Raw genomic sequence first — 19,368 nt, 5'->3', positions numbered from 1 at the left:
TCGGCCTCCTTCAGGATGCCGATGATCTGCTCTTCCGTAAACTGCTTCCGCTTCATTCCGTCCGTCCCTTCAAGGGCCGGTCTCTAGTTCCAGGTGGATGAAGAAACGGGGGTCACGTCACGGGTTCTCGCTCACTTCCGGAACATCAGCCTGAACAGCTGCTAGGCCCTTGTGGATCTGCTCAATGAGTGTTGGAACTTCATCGGCCGGGAGCTGGTGCTTTGGATTGTTGAGCCAAGCCACGGCAATCCGCGTCAAAAGTCCAAAGATGTCGGGCCGGTCTTGAGACATTGAGTCGTCCCTATCAGCCATCGCAGGCGCACCCCCGCGGCCGATGGCAGGTCTTGTCACGTGCGATGCAGCTATTCCCGCACGCTTTTCCCTTGGAGCACATCTTGCAACAAGCGACCAGTGCCCCGGACGCAGCATTGCATGGGTTCACGTTGGCAGGGCCAACGGCGAGGATTACGGCCAGCAGCAGGTATCGCATGTGATTCTTCCCCTCACCGAAGCTGCAGCGGCAAGGGAAATGAGTCTAGCTATTTACAAATATCCGGGAAAGCGGGCCCGAACTGGATTCCCAGCCGTTCAGTTCATGAAGCGTCGCGCTGCCCTTGGCACGATGTGATCAAGGAACTCCCATGACGCTATCGGTCACGTTCTGTCGGGCTCAAGAAGCCCGCCAGCTAGCACTCGCAACGTCCGCTCCCTTGGAGAACAGCCGGCGAGTTGCCGCGGTTGCGGCTGTGGCATGGGCGAAGGAAGCTGACACCGCGGAGCGCTCCAATGCTCGGAAACTGAGGAATGCGGCCCTGCAGCAACGGGCAATGAACCTGCGAACCGAACAAGACCGGTTGATGAGTGAGAACCCCGAACGGGGCTTCGCCTGAGAACGCCTCGGATCGCGAAGATGTAATGCGTAATCTGACCGTGCGGGAACCCGGGCGCAGCTCGCCCGTGCTTCAAGGCGGGGTTGAGCGATGAACCCGCATCGTCGATGGACTCAGACCGACATTACCGGGCTTCGGAACCAGCTTCAGCAAGGCCACCCTGTCCCGGAAATCGCCAACCGGCTACACCGCAATCCCGAGGAGATCTCCTCCATGATGTGGCGCCTGCGTCTCCGGCAAATGCCAGCGCAAGTAAGCTTCGACTAACAGGATAATGGCAATGGAACGGTCGAAACGTGTCGTGGCCGTCGGGTTGCTCTGCCAGCGAGACCTCGAAGTTCTCGGCGCTGGGTTCAAACGTGCGTATCCGGTGGAGAATGTATCCAGCTTCGATCACCTTCTGAAAGCTATAGACGCCGCAGAAGCCCGGAGCCCTGGTGAGCCCGAGCAGGGAAGCTGACGAGCGGATACAAGCCCAGTGCGACCTTGCGCCTCATGTGCCCGGAGCGCAGTTTAGACAAGGATCGAGAGGATGTCGGGATGAGCGCGCGACTTCGAGGAGTGAGCACATGACCGACTTCGCAGCACTTGACGCAGCCTTCCAGCGGCTAGAGTCTTTTCGAAAGCGATACGCCGATAACAACACGGTGATCGACGCGTCGAGCGGGCTGACCGTCGCTGATATCGATATCCTGCTGCGGCGGCTGCACCAGACCAGAAATATATCGACGGTGCCGATGTTTAGCGCCGCTGACGTGCAGGCATTTCTCGCATCCCGCCGAGGTGGCGCATGAGGCAGGATAATCGAAAGTTGGCTAGTTACCCGATTTATGGCGGCCCCCTAAATGGACAGAACACCGAAGAAGCCGCTGTGGTCTACGCCTACCGGCGAGTAACGGCACCAGTGGTCTCCCGTGACGTACCGGGCGAGATCGGGAAGGGCCCGAATTACGTCTACCACCTGTACGACATCGGCGACGGTAGGAAAGCATTCCTGCCACGGGATGATGACGACCTGTTGAAGGCCTACCAACAGACCATCGGCGACGTTGGTGATCCCGCTATCGAAGCGTTGAGAGGCGAGATCGAGCGCCGCAAGCCCGACCGTTGATCGGGCCCGAGCGGCCTTTTTTCCATGGCCAGCGAGCGTTTGATGTGGGCGCAGGCGCGGAACTTCGCACCAGACTCACCCGTTGATGATCGCGCGCAACCGGTTTGAGTAGTTTCCCGCCTGAACCAGCCCCGCTCGTGCAGGCGGGACCTTTTTTAGCTGCTTCACCGCTTCTGCGGCGTAGGCCAAGCCTCCAACAGTAGCCGTCTCTTCGCCTCGCACGCGGCTAGGTCGAACCGCCCATCGCGGATCGTCCCGTCGTCATCGGCCGCTGTCGCGCTACCGTCCGCCTGCCGCCGCTGCGGTGTCGGCTCGCACGGGACCAGCGCGGCCGCCGGCGGACCCGGCAGCTTCGGCAAGCTCGGCATCGAGGGCATCGATCGCGCGCACCCGGTCAGCATCACGGCACAGCACGCGCCCAGCATCAGTCTGCGCATATTCCCTCACGGTGTTGGTAGATCGAACGATGATCGGCTGGCGTGCAGCCAAGCCATCGGCGTAGTTGGTCGCTGCCTGAGCGAGATTGGTGGCAAAGCGCCGTTCTGCGGCCAGCCGCGACTTCTCGGCATCGTCCAGCGCGGCGGTCCAGGCGACCCGCTCGTTGCCCAGCGTCAGCCGCGTGTCGGCGTGGCTCCGGCTCTCAAGCCACCAGCCGCCGCCGAGCACCAGCATCGGCGCCAACCACCACACGCGCAGCAGGGCAACCCAACTCATACCCCCTCCCGCACCTGGCGCGCGATCCAGCCGTACAGGAACACCTCCTGAGAGCCATTCGCCTCTGCGATGTCAGCATAGCGGCCCGTCCGAAAGGCGCGAGCGAGCCATAGCAAGGCACGCCCCCCCTCGTCCCGGCCCCGGCGCTGCTGGTAGCTGTCGAGGGAGGACAGCGACAGCGGTCCGAAGCCACCATCAACCGCGATGTCAGGATAGTGCTTCGCCTCGTTGTTGAGCAGGTTCAGCGAGCGCTGCACGAACTTCGCCGCCTGCGCCGGACCCATGTTCACACCCGCGTCGAACATCTCGGCCGCGAGCGCTGGGTCGCGCGCCGCCACCTTGTCGAAACCGGGGCTGGTCCAATACCTCTTGAGGTAGATCTCGACGGCCGTAGCGCGCGGCAGCTGCCGCATGTCGCCCTTGTAGCCATAGGCGCGCGCCACCTGCTCGGTGATGCCCCAGTTCGTGGGGCCGCCTCGATCGGCCGGGTGGTTGCTATACCCACCTTCGCGCGCGATCACCTCGTCGACCAGCTGGGTCGCCGTTTTTGCCATCGTTCGTCCTTTCGGGAGAAGCCGGCCGCGCCGGCGGCGCGCTACTTGCGCGGATTGAAGAAGCCGTCGATCGCGCCTCGCAGGCGGTCGGAAAACTGCGCGGCGATGAATTCCAGCAGGCCGAGCCCGATGAAGCCGGCTGCGGCGCCCACGCCCAGCGCGCGGAACGGCGTCAAATCCATGTCCGCGGAGATCGCAACCATGCCGAGCCCGAACAGCGCCGTGAGCGCCATGCTGGTGCGGCTGGTGACGCGCTCCTCCCCCTCGCGGCGGACGGACTGCGCGATGTAGCGGCCGAGTACGACACCGGAGACGCCGAACAGCGCCGGCATGATCGCCACGTTGAGGCCAAGGAACGCGATCGCAGCAGGCCCCACTGCAGCTGCGACCATGTTCTGCCCGGCCATCAGGCTGCCGCCGCCCAGGCGAGCGCCAGGCCGAACAGGATGATGACGATCATGGTATCGTGTCGGAACTGGATCTTCGTGCGGTGCTCGCTCGAGGTCGGCTCGCGGGTGAGCTGGTCGATCATCCGCGGTCGCTCCTTGTCGACGATAAACGCCGCGATCAGGATGCCCGCGACCACCACCACCCCGCGCAGCGACGCGAGGAAGGTGACGATCCGCACCGCCATCGCCTCGTCTCCCCAGCCGAACATGACGAACACGCCGGCGGGTGCGATCAGGCCGATCATCGGCACGATTAAGGCGATCTTGATCCAGCGATAGACGTTGACCGGATGCCACAGCCCGAGCCGATGATCGTGACACACCTGCGCAAAGGCGCGCAGCGTCAGCGACAGCGGCAGGAAGGTGCCAACCAGCACCGCAAACATTCCCCAGAGTGGGTTCATCGGAGGACTCCTGCCCGGGTGGCGCCGGGCGTCACGTCTCAGGATGCTTGCAGTCCGGAAAGCCCGAACATTTGCGGCGGCTTGTCCATATCCGGCGCGAACTCGCCGTTGACCATGCTGCCGGGTTGACAAAGCGCGGAGTCCACCACCGTGCGGCCGTAGCCGGAGATGACGTACAGCACCCGCATGGGGGGATTGGGGATGGGCTCAAAATCGTCCTGGGGCGTCGGCTCCGGAACGATAAGCTTGACGAGATCGCCGGCCTTGAAAGTCATGCTATGGTCTCCTGGAGCGTGCGCCAGTCCGCACCGGCGACGTGGTTGGTGTTGCTGGTGAGGCGGTAGAACTCGGAGGCGTAGGTGCCTGAGGACGGCGGGGTCTGCGTGTTGCGGACGCGCTCGCCAATCTCGAAATATCCGCTGGTCGGCATGCCGTTGCTCTGCAGCGGCGCCACTGTCCGGCCGAACTCCCACCACGTCCCAAGGCTGTCGACCCGCCGGAACTTGGTCGTGTCGCCAGGGCGCAGGATCACGCGACCGCCGGGAATGCGCAGGCCGTTGGCATTGGCGAAAACGACCGGGCCGTTGTGCGCAGTGACGATGATCTCTTCATCGTTGGTGGCGTTGCAGCTGATGGAGGTGATCGGGACTGGATTTGTCCCCGCCGCAGCGCCGGTGACGAATACCGAGCGCGCGTGCGTGAAGTTCAGCTCGCCGTTACCTACCGGCGTCACCTGCGTGGTTAGACCCTTGGTCTTCTGCCATCCCACGAACAGCCCTGCGACGGCACGGTTTTCGCCCGCGGCGCTGTTGATCTGGAAGCCGTTGGTCGAGCCTTCGCAGCCATATCCGCTGACGATCACATTGCCGAGCAAGGCGAAGATGTTCTTGTCCGCCGCAGCGCCAGCGTTCGCGAAATAGCAGCGCTCGAAGCTGACGAGCGCGTTCAGCAGCGTGATGCAGTTGTCGTAGATGTTCTCGCAGTACAAGTTGTACTTGTTGGCGTTGACGCGCATCGAAAGAACGGCACGAGACGCACGCTGCGGCCAGCAGTTGTGGAACTCGTTGAAGCCACCGCCAGACGAAATGGCGATGTTGGTCGTGCCCGGCCGGTTCCAGCTGCCGCGCACGACATTGTCGCTGTCGACCGCTTCCGGCCCCTCACAGATGAGCGTGTAGAGGTTCGGCCCTTGGAACGAACAGGACGTGTGCAGCTGCTGCGCGTTCTGGCCGGTACGCAAGATCGCAACATTGGAGTCCGGCTCATTGCCGGTGTCGAAGTGGCAGTCGTCGAAAATCAGAAACTGATGCGGACGCAGGAAGTCGTAGGTCGTGCGATCGTTCGGATTTGCGCCCGTGCCGTAGGAACCCGCGCGCAGCCACTTGCTGCCGTAATAGTAGTTTTTGACCGTGCAGCGGCGGAAGGTGCTATAGAACAGGCCACCATGCGGGTATGCACCGGGAGCCTCGTTCTTTCGCGCGTGGAAGTACCAGCCCCAAATTCGGTTCGGGACAAGGTGATAGTCACCCTCAAACCGGAAGCCCTCGACGAAGGTTTCGTTGACTGGGCCATCTTGGATCGTGAGGTGTCCCGTGACACTAGACACCTCCTCGCTCGTAAAGGCGCGTGGACGAATAATGGACGCTCGGAGGCCGGCGCTGCGCAGCATGGTGTAGGCGCGGAGGACCAATGGACCTGTGACGTAATCGCCGCCGTTGCGGTCCTCGACTAGGCGCTTGTTGGCCGAAGACCAGTTGATCGCGGCTTGGATACCGGCCGTGTCGATTGTCTCGGTCAACGTCGTCACGAAGGGATAGACTGCCTGCGCGGCTGCAAGCGTGGGATAGCGCTCGGAAAGAGGGTGGTTGGTTCCGTCGCCAATGACGCCGAAGTCATGCAGCGTCGGGATCTCGCGCGTCTTGTCGAGCAGGCGACGGCGGATCGCTGCCTGGGCGTCCAGGATCGTCGTCATGCTGTCCGCGAACGACAGCACCAGTGCCCCTTCGGATAGCGGCGCGGCATCAAGGGCGACAACAAACCCCCTGGTCACGTCATCGGCATAGTCCGGCCCTGAGAAGTTTCCCTCGCGGTACAGGTACGACCCCGCTGCGATGCCTGCCTCACTCCCCGCCGGCGGCGCGAAGTTGTACGTTCGGTTGCTGATCGGCGCCGCGCGAAGATCCGTCAGGGTGGTGTAGGTGCTGTTCGCGGGGCCGGTGGGACCCTGGGTGAAGTCGTTGATCTGGTCGAGCGCGTCCTGTGCGGCGCGGGCGTACGGCGCCAGCAGGTCGGCGCCGTCGATCGCGAGCGTGGCGCCTCCATCCTGGCTGATCGCCAGCGTCGCGCCGGGATTGAACGCCGGCCCCGCGATCGTGCGGGTGCCATAGCTCGGCGGTCGATTCAGGGGCGCGGCGTCACTGCCATAGACCTGGGCGGGGATGAACACCTTGCCCTCGATCCGCGTAACGCCACCGAGCAGAAAGCCCCACTCCAGCGTCGCGGCGTCGCCGACTTCCCCTGCATAGGGCAGCGCCTGCCGCGTGCTCTTGTTCAGCCGGATGCGGACGTCGTTCGTCCAAGTGCCGTCGGCCTGCTGGGTGGCACTCGCCAGCCGCACACCCTCCGCGTTGCCGTTCGTCACCAGCTGGAGGTCCGCCAGCGGCGCGCCGGGCGTGTCACCAGCAAGCCGGATCTGCGCGCGCATGTCGACGCCGGTCAGGTTCGGGCCGATGATGCGGAGCGGCCGCTCCCATACGTCATCGTTGCGCCGGACCGTCAGATCCCAGCGGGCTTCCGTGTTCATCGGCTTCTCCGGGTGGTGTTAGTTCAGGCGCCGCAGACGGGCGGATGATCGAGATCGCGGATCATTCCGTCACGACTTCCCGCGGCTCCATCTTGATGTTGTGGCTCAGCACGCCATTCGAGACGTAGGTGTGTGCGTCGGTGACGGTCATTTTGACGATGCGATGCGAGCCCACGACCTTCGTGCCGATGTCCCGCATCTTCACCCATGCACCGGTATAGACGAGGTGCTCACCGGTCGCGCGCAGGGTGCGCCCGCCGACCTCTGCTTGCCAAACGTCCTCGCTGTCGGCGATCTCGATGGCTTCGACCAGGAACACGCCCCAGCCTCCGCCAACTTCGTTCAGCCGCAGCTCGTGCCGCGTCAGGATGCGGTCGCCGACCAAGATGTCACCGGCCGGCCTCTCGGTGCCATCCGCCATCAGGATCGGCGTGTCGGTGGTCACGCACTGACCGCCCGGCGGGGTTGCGCCGCCGCCGCTCGATGGCGGGCTGCCAGCAGTCGGGATGATCGCATAGCCCAGGTAATGCCGGGCAGGGTGGTCGGGTGCTGCGCGTGCGTCGATGTCGTCTTCGAATAGCTGGTAGGACACCGCGCCGCCGACGCGATCGGCATCGTCATAGCCAATCGCGCGGAAGGCACCGGGGGCGAGGCCGGTGGCAATCGTTGCGCCTTCGACCGCAACGTCCGGATGGCCGTCGGTGTAGCGCCGGATGTGGGCACTGATCGTCACGACCCCGGTGTCGGCGGCCGACATCGTCAGCCCGATCGGGAAGGAGGTCGCGATCGCCGCCTGCGCACCCCCGGAGGCACTGAACACGCCCGCCGTGACGGGCCCCAGCACCAGGCGGTCGCTGTAGGTGCCACCGACCATGTAGCGCACCGCCACCTCATACTCGGTGTCCGAGGTGACGCTGGTGATCTCCTTGCGCGTGATCCCCGGCCCGTCGAGACCGCCGCCGCTCCAGCCGACGTCCGGATCCGCACCGGCGGTGTAGGGCCGATACTCGAACAGCACGCCTGCCAGCGGGCGATCGTCGGCCGAGCCGGTGACGATCACCGCCGGGAAGGACACGCCGTTCGCGCTCAGCACGGCGCCATTGGCCGTCCAATCGCCGGCATCCGGTGCGCTCAGGTCCAGTTCCGGGATCGAGAGGTCGGGCGTGGGCGGCGCCATGCCGCCGTGCCCGAGCGCAAAGCTGTGCTTGGAGGCCGTCTCCGATCGGCAGGTGAACGTCACGCCCACCGTCGCCATGTCAATCTCGCGGTTGCGCACGACGACCTCCCGGCCGACCAGCGCCGCCTCGGGAATGTCGACCGTCAGGCAGTCTCCCGGCCGGTAGCCGATCATCGTCGCCTTGCAGGGAAGAAGAATGCCGTCGAGCTCGCGGCCGTTCAGGATCTCGTAGAGCCCTAGCTGCGCGCCCTGGTCAACCTGCTGCACCAGCGGGAAGGTGATCTCCTTCGGCCGGCTGCCGCCGTCGAGCGCCACATAGTCGGGGATCGCGATCGCGTTCAACGGCACGACCTCCCAGCCGTGGCTCTCCAGCCGCACCCGGGGGATAACGGTGTTGCGGCGGGCGCGGCGGCTGGCGGTGCCGGGCACGTCGACGTCGCCGATGATGTCCGCGCTCGTGATCGTGCCGATCGAGACACGCGGCGCGTTGAAGGTCACCGACAGCTGCCCGCCGACCGGCATCGGCTCCGCGCCGCCGGCCTGGCAGATCATCTTCAGGGTGTCCCAGTCGTTGTCGGCGCTGGTGTAGACGATCCCGCCGGCCTTCCAGCTGTTCGCCTCGCAGACGTTCGCCCACTCGACGAAGGGCGCCAGGTCGATCCCGACGACCTTCATCCCGCCGCCCGCTACCAGCGTGCCGTTCTGCACCCGGCCGTAGGCCCAGGTGATGGCGTGCAGCGCCGGGATTTCGCTGTAGACGTAGGTTGCCTCCTGCCCCAGCCGGCACGGGCCGGATCCGCCTGGATAGGTGCTGTCGAGCCGAGGATCGTAGACGAACACGCCCTCCACGATCCGGCCGCGCACCGGCACGCCGTTCGGATATTTCTTCCCCTTGCTGTCGAACTTCAGCGTCCACAGGTCGGCAGCGAGGCCGGACAACTTGGAAGCTGAGGTCCAGCCGGGGAAGTCACCCTGCGGGCCCTGCAGCGCGCGCGCCTCTGGACAGGCGCCCAGCTGCTGATCGAGCCACATGTACCCGGCATAGGTGCCCTGCGCAGCGCCGCCGGCGAAGGTGACGGTTTTCTTCTCGACCTGGAACGCCCCGAGGCTCTTGATCGGGCCGAGGCTATGCACCGCGACCCAGCTCTCCAGGCTGTTCTTCGACCCGTAGTACTGCCGGTGCACGACCTTGCCGGCCGAATAGGTCCGGCCGATCGCGTACGGGATGCCGGACTCCTTATCGATCGTGAACTCGGTCGGGTTGCCGCCGAGCGATGCCCTGGGCGTTGCAACGGCGGAAGCCAATGACAGCACGCCGGCGCCGACACCCGCGAGCGTGCCAAAGCTGGAAAACGCCGCGGCAGTACCAACCCCCGCGATGGTTCCACCTGATGCGATCGCGCTGCCTAGCAGGCCTGCTCCGCCGGCCGCGCCAATGCCGGTCGCCACCAACGCGACTGCACCGACAACGAAAGCGGCTGTCCTCAGGGCTTTGGCCATGACAGAATGCTCCCATTATCGGGTAGAGGCGCGGATGCTTACGGTTTTGCTTGCCGTCCAGGTCGGACAAGTCGCGAAGTTCGAGCAGCGGACGCCTGTCGCGTCCTACCGGAGCGAGGCAGCTTTGGAGGACATCGAGCGGTGCCTGATCCGCACTGGATCTCCGCCTCAGGTCTATCGGCAGCCCGATCGTCCAGACGAAGTCACGATCGTGTGGACCGCCGGTGGTGTTGCGTCTGGCAACGCAGCCTCAAGGGTTGACCTGAAGAAGGTCGGATCGGGAACATCGGTCGTTTCTTGGCTCTCGCCTACGGTCGTTCGTGGTTGCGCGCCTAGCAGCTGATCAAACACGCCACGCGGTGACATACTGAACCGGCTGAAGGATGTCCGCCCCTTCGACTGCTTCATGATAGCCGAGGACCCGGCCGTTCCCGACGGCGACGCTGAGCGCGCCCCCGAACGGCCCATCGGCTGGTAGCAGCACCAAGTCTCCAACCCACGCCGCCGCCGGGGCGATGCGAGGCAAGCCCAACCCGTCGACGGCCGAGGCGAGGCTGTCGAACCCGGCGCGCTCTAAAGCGCGGGCAGCGCCCAGTGCGGTGCTGTAGGTGCCGGCCTTCGCCAACTGCGGTCGATGTCCCAGCTTGCGCAGGACGAAGGCGGCCAGCCGCACGCAGTCGTTCTTACCGTAGGTGAGCGGCTGGCCCTTGAACCGATCGACGGCCGCCTGGGCAGCCTGCTGGCGTCGCAGAAGCTCGCTCACAGGCCGATGTTTCCCAGGAAGGAGGGGCTGAGACTGCCGCCAGTCGTCCGCACTGCGGATGGCGGCTTCTCCACGCCCCAGTTCGACGTCTTGTCGATGCCGGTCATGTTCGCGAGCCCCGTCTCGCCCGGCCACACCAGCTGGTGCCAGCTGTCGGACAGGCGTGCGCCCTTCTCTTCGTCGTGGAAAGGCTCGAGCGCGGAGACGCAGCGCCACTCCAGCGTGAGCGTGCCTTTGCCTACCCGCATGCGCGGCACGTCGAGTTCGCCAGCGAAGAGTTGGATCGGTTCGGGCAGAAGCCTGCCGTCGGCAGGATTGATCAGGCCCAACCAGCCGCCCACCTCCCCACCCTGCGCGGTCGCCACTGCCAGATCGGAAGCCGGCGCCCCCTGTGGCGCGACAAAGGTCAGCGACCAGTCCGGCGCCTCGTCCGCTACGCCATCCTTCAGGTTGCTCGCCGCCACCAGGATGCCGAAGCGCGGATCGCGTCCTACGAACCGCTGGCCCATAAACGGCACCTCTGCCGAACCGACTAGGTGGCACAGCGTGTAGCTTGGCAGCGCCACCCGCACGAGCGGCGCGAAGGGATAGCGGCCGGTCCGGAGCGCTGCCGACATCTGCGGGGTCAGGCGAAAGGTCATGCCCGCTCCTGGATGCTGAACGACAGGGTCTCGGTCTTTGCCCGCACGAAGCTGGCGCCCTTGTCGAACCCCAGCAGCTTTCCCTCGATCATCGGCGCGACGAACTCGGCGGGTTCGGCATCGACCGTCAGGAACCGGAGCATTGGCCAAATCGGCAGCGCGACGCGGCCGGTGTCCGGCACCAGCATCTGCCCCGGGCAGGCGATCATGTGAACGTACCGCTGGCCGCCATGCACGATGCTGAAGAAGTTGCCGCGGGTCAGCGTTCCGCCTGGCTGGAGCCCGCGCAAGGCTAGGGTCATACCACCCTGATCGTTCCCGTCCACGACCGCCGCATACCCCGGCGACCGACCGCCGCGGTTCGGCTGCACGATCCGCATGATGGCGCTGCTGTTGCTCGCCTCGAAGAGCGCGGCGATCATCAGCCGGCCCTCCGCGTCGTTGCGGAACTGCGTTGTCGCCACGTCGGCGGCCAGGCGATCGCCCGGCCGCGGGATCGGCAGGTCGGGACCGCCGAGAGCGCCCTCCTGCTCACCACTGAACAGGCGGGGCCGGAGCGCGAACGACTTGATGCGCAAGTGCGGGATCTCGATCGCGCTCACCGGAACCGTCCCAGTCGGCGCACGCCAGCTTCCATGCCGTTCGCCTCCGCCATGGCAGCGCCACCTGCGGCACCCTGCATGGCTGCGCCTGTGCCGATCGCGTTCATCTGATCGAGCAGGTCCTGCAGCATGACGGCACCCTCCAGGTGGAAGTGGTTGTGGGTGTCGCCTCGCCCGCCGGCATCGTTCGCCGCGAGCAGTCGCCGCGTCTCGCCGGCGGAGGTGACCCGCGATCCCTGAGGCAGGTTGACCAGCTCGGGACCGTTCTCCGCGAGATAGGTCGCGCCGCCCGACCACCATTCCGTGCCAGCCGCGTTGTTGCCAGGCTTCCCGAACAGGCTGGTGACCTTGCCCAGCACGCTACCCAGCGTCGGCAGCGCCTTGTCCCCGTTCAGCAGGTTCTTGAGCGGGTTGAGCAGCGCCAGCTTGATGAACTCGCCCTTGAGCATGTTCAGCATGGTCCGGCCGGCGTTGCCCCAGCTGGACCAGGTATCCTCGGACAGCACCGTGTCCACGAAGTCGTTGCCGAAGTCGCGCAGCTCCTGGAAGCCAGCGGCGGCGATCTTCGCCTGGGTATAGAGCCCGTCCAGCCGCTCTTGGTTCGACAGGATCTCGCGACCCTCCGCGCTGTCGACGTCCACCCCCTCCCGCTTCAGTTCGAGGATCGTCCGCAGCTTCTCCATCTGCCGGCCGCGCTCGTTGTCGTTGGCGGCGGACAGCGCCAGCTCAAGCTGCGCCAGCTGCATCGAATCGCGCTGATCCTCGACGGTGCTGGCGTAGTATTCGGCCCGGCGCTTCGCCTCGCCCGCCCACGCCTCATCGACGCGCGCGTCCACGAACTGCTTGCGGCTGTCACCAGTATAGTTCTGGCTGTCCGCCTCGCTCTCCGCTGCGCGGCGCGCGGCATCCATGGCGCGACTCAGCGGATCCTTGGAAAGGTCGTAGATGCTGGCGATCGTCTCGGCGAACCGGTCCTTGGAAGCGTCGATCGCGCGCGTGGCGCCGCCCCTCGCCTCCTCTTCATGCGCGCCCGCCAGTGCTTTGCGATAGGCGTCGATCACCTCGGTCAGCTGCGCCAGTGCCTCGCCCTGGGCTACGGTCTGCAGCTTCAGCAGCGGGCGCAGCGCGGCTTCGTCCGACAGCGCACGCGACATGTCGTCGGCGGAGAGCGTGCCCGCGAGCACCTGCGCGCGCACCGCGGCGCGCGCCGCCGTCTCCTCGCGCAGCTGTGCGACCGACTTCGCGCCGTTCGCCACCTGCTCGCCAACCATCACCTGCAGCTGGCGCTGCACCTGCGCGTCGGTGTCGATCCCGCGGCGTGTGGCATCGGTGAGGCCCTTGCGCGCCGCTTCCGCGCGCAGCGCCGCATCGCCGCCGACGAGATAGGCGCGCGCCAGCTCCAGCGATGCTTCGGCGTTCACCTCCATTGCCGACGCCTGCCGCGCGAGGGACTGGGCGTGCCGGTCCCCCGTCCGCCGGTTGGCGTCCTGGGCGACGTTCAGATCATGCTCGGCCGCGGTGCGCGCCGCCAGCAGCTTGGCCTGGTCCGCCTGCGTCTTGCCGCTGGCGTTATAGGCGGCGTCCGCTTCCCTGATGCGGATCTGGTACTGCGCCTGCGCGCGATCGGCGGCGGTGGTGGCGCCTGCCAGCTTGGCCCGCGCCTCGATCAGGCTGGTGTCAGCCTTCGCAAGCGCCGTGGTATCGCCCTGGAGCGCGCGCAGTTCCTTCTGCAGCTCGGCGTTCTCGCGAGTGGCGATGATCGCCTGTCCCGCCTGGTTCGAGATGTCGAGCGCCAGCCCCTTGAGGTCCGGGCGCTTGGTCGCGGCCAGGTTCGCGATGCTCGCGGCCAGCTTGTCGACATTGCCGCCAGCCGCCGCGATCGCGCGCTGAACGTCCGGATCCGTCTCGCGGATGCGGATCGGGATCATCGCGCTGCCGCCGGTGTAGCTGGGCGAACGCGTCTGCTGGTTGCCGGCGGCTCGGAAGGCGGCGTTGCGCTGTTCCGTGATCGCCTTGTTGTTGTCGGCGATCTGCGCCTGCCGGGTCAGGATCGCGTTCAGCACCAGCGTCCGGTTCTGCTCCTTCAGCTTACCCGTCGTGCTGTCGATGAAGTTGCCGATGTCCGTCTGGCGGTCCTGGAACTTCTTCATGCCAGCCTCGGCGCGCTCGGCAGCCCCCTCGTTATCGAGCAGGCGATCGGTTAGGGCGCCCAGCAGCAGCAGCCCGCCGGTGATCGCTAGGCCCCACGGGCCCATCATGAAGGTTCCGAACTTGCCGGCCACACCCTCCAGGTGTGCCATCTGGCCGGCAGCCTGGCCGCCCTGAATGGCAAGGACCGACAGCACGTTCGCGCCCATGGAGAGCTGCGTGAACATATCCTGCGCCTGCGGGGCGACCGCAGCCATCGCCGTGCCATGCCCTCGCGTGGTTGCGATTGCGCGGTCCTGAGCAACCGTGGCGCCCTCCAGCGCCGTGCGCTCGATCCTCAGCTTGGCGACATACTGGTCGAGCGAGATCGCGCCCCGGCTGACCAAGTCGCGCGCCTCCGCCATCTGCGCGTTGAACCGCTGCTGCGCGGCAAACGCCGGGTCAATGGCGCTCACCAGCGCACGGGTGCGCGCGTCGAGCTGCTCCTCTGCGGCGAGCAGTTCCTTGAACGCCGCGGCGGACTGGCGGGCGGAGCCCTCCCACTGGCCGAAGCCGGTACCGTTCGCGTCGGCGATCCGCATCTGCACGGGCGACTGCGGCGAGATGGCGGCGATCTTGGCAGCGGCGTTTGCCTGGCGCTGCAGAGCCGCCTCTACGTCCTCGCCCGCACGCTGGTAGGCCTTGCTCCAGCGGTTCGCGGACGCCTCGCCGGAGGCGCCCATTTCCGTGAAGTCGCGGGTGACGTCGGCCTTGCCGGTCGTGCCCATACGGATCGAGACGGACTTCTGCACAGGCCCTCCTCAATCCCCGCCGTCGCCGGCGAACTGCGCGACGATCGCCGCTTCCGCAGCTGGCAGCACGTCCGCCAGCATCTCCATGTCGGCATCCAGAGCGGCGCCGACCGCCATCACGGCCGCGTAATCCAGCGCGAACGGTTTCCCATCGATCCCGCGGACCCGCAGCTGCCGGTCACAGGACGTCAGGACTTCCCAGACGCCTTCCGCTTCCGCGGTGTCGGGCTCTTCGACCCGGTACGGGCACGCCTCGCACCGGTTGCTGTCTTTGGCTTGGCAGGTGAGTTGGCAGTACCGTTCCCCTGCGTCGCCGCCTCCCCAGTGCCACTCTGAGAGGCGGCGGAGACGTTTTTTGTCCGCTCCCGCATCACGAACGGCATGACGTAGGCCTGATCGAACGCGTCGAAGATCAGCGGGTCGGAAAGGGCGTGCTCGAGGTTCTCGCGGCTGAACGGAAGCGCCTCACCAGCACCGGTGTCCTCGCCGTCCGGCATGCGGCAAACGTCCTTCCAGTCGAGCGCTCCGGCGAGGATCAGGGCGACGCTGAGGGCATCCCCCAACTCCTCCAGCTGCTCGCTGGCCGGCGCATCGCCAGCCTCGTCCGCCTCCGCAGCATCTTCGCCGCGGAGAGCCTTCACCGCGGCCCGGCGCGCTGCACGCATCATCTTGCGGTCGATGGGGGCGAACAACACCTGCGCGCCCATCACGGGCAGCCAGGCCGGGCCCTCGGCCCGCTTGCTGACGACGAGCATCAGGCGGCGTCCCCGATCCACTCAAAGCGGGCCTTCCGCTCCTCGTCGATCACCTTCAGGTCGCTGCCCTCGCGCACGAAGTTGCCGTGCTCGACGGCATAGCGCCGGACGGTGCCCTTCTCGACGTCCGCCTCCAGCACATGTGCGATCGCGCGGCCGGTGTCGGCATCGACGACCCGCAGCTTCGCAAAGTCAGGCGTCACGCCCGCCTTAACATAGGTTGGCATCGGCTTCGGTGCAGGCGCGGCTTCGGTCGTCGCATCAGCGGCGGTGTTTTCCTTTTTCACGGGCATTCTCCGCTGGAGGGGATCAGTAGCTGGCGACGTCGTTCGTCAGCACGGCTGTGAGCGTGTGGCCGCCGGCGCCGGATGCCTGCCAGTTGGAGGTCGCCTGGATACCGCCCGGGCCGGTGATCGGCGTCTTCACCCGCGGCAGGAACACGCGCGGTACGGTGAAGATCAGGCTGGCGTCACCGCGCTTCCAGCCGAACTCCAGGTCGATCGGCGTGCCGTCGACGGCCGCGTCATAGAGGTCGAGCCGGTCAAAGCGCATCGTCAGCTCGCCGGTCATCATGGCCTTGAGCGGATCCGCGCCGTCGATCCGGCCGTCCTCGCGGATGGCCTCCACCTTCTCGTAATTGTTCGAATAGGTGAAGCCGGCAGCCGTGACGCTGCCCAGGACCTCGCCGCCGCGCTTGATCGAGCCGGTTGCCTGCTGGAAGCGGTCACCGTGGAACATGACCGGCGTGCCGGCGACGCTCAGCGCCTGCTTGCGGGTCTCGCCCTGGGCGATGATGCCCATGGTGGCGTTCAGCATGCCGGAACGCGCCATGGATACGCGCAGCTGATTGGCGAGCGCGCCGAAGTTGACCGAGAAGCCGGGGATCTCGGGGTTTCCGAGCTCAATCGACGCGGACGGCAGTTCCGTCTTGCCCGAGACGAAGGTGTGCGTGGTGACGCCCTCCGCGTTGGCGGACACCGGATCGCCCAACAGCAGCTTGAGCCACCAGCCGAACGCGCGGGTGTCCATCGGCACCACGACATCACCATCGTTGGTCGCGACGTCATATTCCGGGTCGAGCCCCTCACGACCGAAGCCGAGCTGGTCATCCTCGATCAGGGGCCGTTCTTCGCCGAGCGCGTTGCTGACGAACGGCAGGCGCTTGAAGCCGGTGGTGGGCGTCTGCCCGTAGGAGGTCTCGAACACGGCCGCCTGCACGGCATTGATGCCGAGCGCGCGCCGGCGGGTAGGCTGTACGGCCATGATGGGTTCCTTCGGGCTCAGTTGAGAGGGGAGGTGGTCGAATAGGAGGCGGCCAGGTCGAAATCGCCGCCGCGAGCCGGGGTCGCTGCCTCGGTGTAGATGTCGTCGGTGTTCGGGGCGGTGGGCTCCAGCCAGTCGCAAAGGCCGCCGAGGGTGCGGTCCGCTTCGACCGCGCCACCGATCAGACCCATCATCCGGTCGACGATCTCTTCGCCGCTTTCGGCTGTCGTCTCGTAGGCGCTGACTTCGATCGGAATGCGGTGCGTGTAGTGGTAGACGGGCGGACAGAGGTCGACCTCTGGCTCGCCAGGGTCGCCGCTTCGGACAACCACCATTCCCGTCGGGGGTACGCGCATCGGCGCCGCATCCTCGCCATCAAGGCCGATGACCTTCGCGTGCGGCAGGGCGGACTGCACCAGCGCCTTCACCGCGGCGAGGACCTCAAGGCGCTTGCTCACCAGTCTTTCTCCAGCCCGCGCGTGAAGGCGTCGATGTAGGCGGCACTCCAGCGGGCGGCCGGGCCTTCCAGGTCGAGCAGCTTGGGCATGCGCGCCGCCGGCACGAGCGTGAACATCAGCACGCGCTTGAGCGCCCGACCCTGGGCCAGCCGGCGCTTCGTACCCTGGCGGATGCCACGGCCGCGCCGCGCGCCAACCGCGTTGATGAAGGCGAGGACCCGGCCGTTCTTGCCGCGCTGGTAGAACAGGTCCTGGTTGAACGTGTGCTCAACCTGAGCCGGCGTCATGCGGCGCGAGGATCCGCGCCGGCCGAGCGCCCGGGGCACATTGTCGGTCGGGATGGCGAGGAAGCGGGTGCCGTTGACCGGCACGATCGTCGCCCCTCGCACGAAACTGTCGATGATGTCCGGCGCGCGGCTGTAGATGTAGCCGGCCGGATTCATGCCGTTGCGCGACTTGGGATAGACGTTGCCCCGCCAGGTGTTCGCCAGCCGCTGGCCGAGCCCGGCCGACGTGACCTGCCCGCGCAGTTCGCGCAGCGCCTCGCCGGTGGTGGCGCGCATCGCGACGGTCGCGGCGCGTGCGACGCTGCCCTGAGCCTCGCGCATCACCTTCGCGAAGTCGGGGACACCGATCTCGACGTTCATGCCGGCGGCGCCGAGCAGGTCCAGGTCATGCCCTCGACGTCCAGCTCCGGATCGCCGGCGATGGCGCAGACCGTCAGGACCTCGGCGCGCGTGGCAGGATCGATCTCGCGGATCAGGAAGCGATCGCCGGTCACCGGTTGGGGCACCTCGGACCGGCGCACGTCGATCGTGGTCGTGTCCTGACGGATCCTGCTCTCACCGAAGGTCGCGTCTGCGGTCGGGCGGGACCGGATGATGCGGACACCCTCCTGCACGCCGCCTTCGGACACGAAATCCGCCGCCTCGGAGCCCGGCCCGTGGAATAGGGCGTCGAGCGCCGAGGCGAACGGATCCATGGTTTAGGCCGCGATCTGGCCGGTGAGCAGCACGCGGCCGACGGTATCGGCGGAGGCCTGCGACTGGCGAGCCACGCCGATCAGCGTGTTGCCGGTGGCCGTGGCGGTCACGCGCTTGGCGGTGTTGTCCCAGTACAGCTTGGTGGTGTCGGCCACCCAGGCTTCCCCGGGAGCCTTGGTCATGTCGAACACGCCGACACGGCGCGCCTCCACGGGCTTGCCGGCTGCGACGGTGGCGAGCGCGACCGCGAAGGTCACGCCGACCAGAATACCCGCGCCGCTGGCGACGTCATAGGGGGCGGTCATGGTGATGGTCTCACCGGGCTGGATGAAGTTGCGTGCCATCTCGGCTTACTCCTTGTCCCCGGCCGGCTTGCGCCGTGCGGGCTTTTCGGTGCCGGCCGGCGCGTCGGTTTCGACTTCGGCCTGGTGGGGGTTGGCGGCCGCCTCGGCGGCTGAGCCGTCCGGCTCGCCGCCATTCTCGACCGGAGCCTCCCGGTTCTCCTTGGCGGTGAAGTCGGCGGTGACGTCCTCGGCGACCTTGTCGTTAAGCAGGCTCTGCGCCTGATCGTCCTCGACATGCAGCACACCCTCGTGGGGGTGCCGCAGCACGCCCGCGACGTGCGCTGCGGTCAGCAGCTTCACGAACTTCATGGCTGTTCTCCTGAAGCGGTCAGGGCGGCCGCAGCCGGCCCTGCCGCAGGTTCACGGGTGCGCGGGCCTCAGGCGCCGGGCTGCTTGTAGGCGGAGCGCCAGTTCACGGCGCCAACGCCGTAATCGTGGCGGACCTTCCATTCGACACCGTCGACGCGCCAGCCGTCCTGGCTGTCGGTGAACGGCTCGGTCACGCCGTTGAGGAACACCACCTCGATCGCCGGCGCGACGTTCGGATCCGCGAAGGCGTAATAGGCGGTGCCCGACAGGCGCGGGCTGTCGACGATGTCCTCGAACATGCCGTTGACGATGTTCGGCCGCTGCAGCTTGTTCACGGCATCCGGATCGTACTGGCTGCCGTTGATAACCCGGGCAGCGCCGCCCAGCGCCAGGGCGAGCAGCAGGATGGACGGGCGGATGTCGAGGAACTCGTTCCCGCTGACGTCCTTCTGCTGCGCCATTGCGACCCGGATCGCGTCGAACGCGGCGACGGAGGGCGCGGCGCCGGCGACCGCAAGGTTGCCGTGGTCGGCGTGGAACAGCGGCTTCCCGTCGTTCATGATCGGGTTGCTGTTGAGCAGGGCGAAGACGTCGATCTCGATCGTCAGCTTGGCGGCCCGGCCGAGATCGACGGCGAGACCGGAGAACACCTCCATGTCGTCATTGACGATCGCCTGGCGCGACAGGTTGATGATGTTGCCCTTGGTCG

At 66.6% G+C, this 19,368-nt stretch carries 24 protein-coding genes; 2 read left to right on the top strand and 22 right to left on the bottom strand.

From position 1 onward, the window contains the following. Positions 1 to 117: 117 nt before the first annotated feature. Positions 118 to 312 (bottom strand): hypothetical protein, encoded by a 195-nt coding sequence (locus MHZ35_RS16460; RefSeq protein ID WP_239436635.1) that lies wholly within the window; start codon positions 310 to 312, stop codon positions 118 to 120. A gap of 1,147 nt (positions 313 to 1,459) precedes the next feature. Between MHZ35_RS16460 and MHZ35_RS16455 the strand changes: the two genes are divergently transcribed. Together MHZ35_RS16455 and MHZ35_RS16450 are read left to right on the top strand one after the other, a co-directional pair. Further along, positions 1,460 to 1,684: a hypothetical protein gene (locus tag MHZ35_RS16455; RefSeq protein WP_239436634.1), complete on the top strand. Its 225-nt coding sequence runs from the start codon at positions 1,460 to 1,462 to the stop codon at positions 1,682 to 1,684. Continuing rightward, complete coding sequence (locus tag MHZ35_RS16450) at positions 1,681 to 2,001, top strand: hypothetical protein (protein WP_239436633.1); 321 nt, start codon at positions 1,681 to 1,683, stop codon at positions 1,999 to 2,001. Before MHZ35_RS16455 ends, MHZ35_RS16450 begins: the two co-directional genes overlap by 4 nt. Before the next feature lie 279 nt (positions 2,002 to 2,280). Here the strand turns inward: MHZ35_RS16450 and MHZ35_RS16445 are convergent, their stop codons facing one another. From MHZ35_RS16445 to MHZ35_RS16350, 21 genes are all read right to left on the bottom strand, one after another. After that, complete coding sequence (locus tag MHZ35_RS16445) at positions 2,281 to 2,715, bottom strand: hypothetical protein (RefSeq protein ID WP_239436632.1); 435 nt, start codon at positions 2,713 to 2,715, stop codon at positions 2,281 to 2,283. Continuing rightward, positions 2,712 to 3,269: a glycoside hydrolase family 108 protein gene (locus MHZ35_RS16440; RefSeq protein ID WP_239436631.1), complete on the bottom strand. Its 558-nt coding sequence runs from the start codon at positions 3,267 to 3,269 to the stop codon at positions 2,712 to 2,714. Before MHZ35_RS16440 ends, MHZ35_RS16445 begins: the two co-directional genes overlap by 4 nt. 41 nt (positions 3,270 to 3,310) lie before the next feature. Then, positions 3,311 to 3,661, bottom strand: coding sequence for a hypothetical protein (locus MHZ35_RS16435; RefSeq protein ID WP_239436630.1), 351 nt, complete (start codon positions 3,659 to 3,661; stop codon positions 3,311 to 3,313). Positions 3,662 to 3,675: 14 nt separating this feature from the next. Further along, positions 3,676 to 4,122, bottom strand: a complete 447-nt coding sequence (locus tag MHZ35_RS16430) for a hypothetical protein (RefSeq protein WP_239436629.1) — start codon at positions 4,120 to 4,122, stop codon at positions 3,676 to 3,678. A 38-nt stretch (positions 4,123 to 4,160) separates the two neighbouring features. Then, positions 4,161 to 4,397 (bottom strand): hypothetical protein, encoded by a 237-nt coding sequence (locus MHZ35_RS16425; RefSeq protein WP_239436628.1) that lies wholly within the window; start codon positions 4,395 to 4,397, stop codon positions 4,161 to 4,163. Beyond that, the gene (locus MHZ35_RS16420) at positions 4,394 to 6,925 is read right to left on the bottom strand and encodes a hypothetical protein (protein WP_239436627.1); all 2,532 of its coding nucleotides are present in this window, start codon (positions 6,923 to 6,925) and stop codon (positions 4,394 to 4,396) included. The genes MHZ35_RS16425 and MHZ35_RS16420 overlap by 4 nt, the downstream gene beginning before the upstream one ends. A 61-nt stretch (positions 6,926 to 6,986) precedes the next feature. Next, positions 6,987 to 9,602 carry a Hint domain-containing protein gene (locus MHZ35_RS16415; protein ID WP_239436626.1) on the bottom strand — a complete coding sequence of 872 codons (2,616 nt, stop codon included), beginning with the start codon at positions 9,600 to 9,602 and terminating at the stop codon, positions 6,987 to 6,989. 343 nt (positions 9,603 to 9,945) lie between these two features. Then, positions 9,946 to 10,365 (bottom strand): DUF6950 family protein, encoded by a 420-nt coding sequence (locus MHZ35_RS16410; RefSeq protein ID WP_239436625.1) that lies wholly within the window; start codon positions 10,363 to 10,365, stop codon positions 9,946 to 9,948. Beyond that, positions 10,362 to 11,006: a hypothetical protein gene (locus MHZ35_RS16405; protein ID WP_239436624.1), complete on the bottom strand. Its 645-nt coding sequence runs from the start codon at positions 11,004 to 11,006 to the stop codon at positions 10,362 to 10,364. The genes MHZ35_RS16410 and MHZ35_RS16405 overlap by 4 nt, the downstream gene beginning before the upstream one ends. Continuing rightward, a complete protein-coding gene (locus MHZ35_RS16400; protein WP_239436623.1) occupies positions 11,003 to 11,608 on the bottom strand; it encodes a hypothetical protein in 606 nt (201 codons plus the stop codon). Before MHZ35_RS16400 ends, MHZ35_RS16405 begins: the two co-directional genes overlap by 4 nt. Then, entirely contained in the window at positions 11,605 to 14,547 is a 2,943-nt protein-coding gene (locus MHZ35_RS16395) for a hypothetical protein (protein WP_239436622.1), read from the bottom strand. Before MHZ35_RS16395 ends, MHZ35_RS16400 begins: the two co-directional genes overlap by 4 nt. Positions 14,548 to 14,556: 9 nt before the next feature. Beyond that, positions 14,557 to 14,703: a DUF7697 family protein gene (locus MHZ35_RS18215; RefSeq protein WP_446741066.1), complete on the bottom strand. Its 147-nt coding sequence runs from the start codon at positions 14,701 to 14,703 to the stop codon at positions 14,557 to 14,559. Between the two features lie 32 nt (positions 14,704 to 14,735). Beyond that, positions 14,736 to 15,302 (bottom strand): hypothetical protein, encoded by a 567-nt coding sequence (locus tag MHZ35_RS16390; protein WP_239436621.1) that lies wholly within the window; start codon positions 15,300 to 15,302, stop codon positions 14,736 to 14,738. Then, on the bottom strand, positions 15,302 to 15,589 hold the full coding sequence (locus MHZ35_RS16385; RefSeq protein WP_239436620.1) for a hypothetical protein: 288 nt from the start codon (positions 15,587 to 15,589) through the stop codon (positions 15,302 to 15,304). Before MHZ35_RS16385 ends, MHZ35_RS16390 begins: the two co-directional genes overlap by 1 nt. A gap of 22 nt (positions 15,590 to 15,611) precedes the next feature. After that, complete coding sequence (locus MHZ35_RS16380; RefSeq protein ID WP_239436619.1) at positions 15,612 to 16,565, bottom strand: phage tail tube protein; 954 nt, start codon at positions 16,563 to 16,565, stop codon at positions 15,612 to 15,614. 17 nt (positions 16,566 to 16,582) lie between these two features. Further along, entirely contained in the window at positions 16,583 to 17,023 is a 441-nt protein-coding gene (locus MHZ35_RS16375) for a hypothetical protein (RefSeq protein WP_239436618.1), read from the bottom strand. Continuing rightward, positions 17,020 to 17,670: a DUF6441 family protein gene (locus tag MHZ35_RS16370; protein ID WP_239436617.1), complete on the bottom strand. Its 651-nt coding sequence runs from the start codon at positions 17,668 to 17,670 to the stop codon at positions 17,020 to 17,022. Before MHZ35_RS16370 ends, MHZ35_RS16375 begins: the two co-directional genes overlap by 4 nt. After that, positions 17,667 to 18,005, bottom strand: coding sequence for a head-tail joining protein (locus MHZ35_RS16365; RefSeq protein WP_239436616.1), 339 nt, complete (start codon positions 18,003 to 18,005; stop codon positions 17,667 to 17,669). Before MHZ35_RS16365 ends, MHZ35_RS16370 begins: the two co-directional genes overlap by 4 nt. 3 nt (positions 18,006 to 18,008) lie before the next feature. Further along, on the bottom strand, positions 18,009 to 18,350 hold the full coding sequence (locus tag MHZ35_RS16360; RefSeq protein ID WP_239436615.1) for a DUF2190 family protein: 342 nt from the start codon (positions 18,348 to 18,350) through the stop codon (positions 18,009 to 18,011). Between the two features lie 6 nt (positions 18,351 to 18,356). After that, positions 18,357 to 18,659 carry a hypothetical protein gene (locus MHZ35_RS16355; protein WP_239436614.1) on the bottom strand — a complete coding sequence of 101 codons (303 nt, stop codon included), beginning with the start codon at positions 18,657 to 18,659 and terminating at the stop codon, positions 18,357 to 18,359. 68 nt (positions 18,660 to 18,727) lie between these two features. Then, a partial coding sequence (locus MHZ35_RS16350; RefSeq protein ID WP_446741065.1) for a phage major capsid protein occupies positions 18,728 to 19,368 on the bottom strand: 641 nt, incomplete at its 5' end.

Origin of the sequence: Sphingomonas sp. ACRSK (genome assembly GCF_022346685.1) — a bacterium.
In the GTDB taxonomy this organism is placed as follows: Bacteria; Pseudomonadota; Alphaproteobacteria; order Sphingomonadales; family Sphingomonadaceae; genus Sphingomonas; species Sphingomonas molluscorum.
This window is presented reverse-complemented; position numbering and strand designations above follow the sequence as displayed.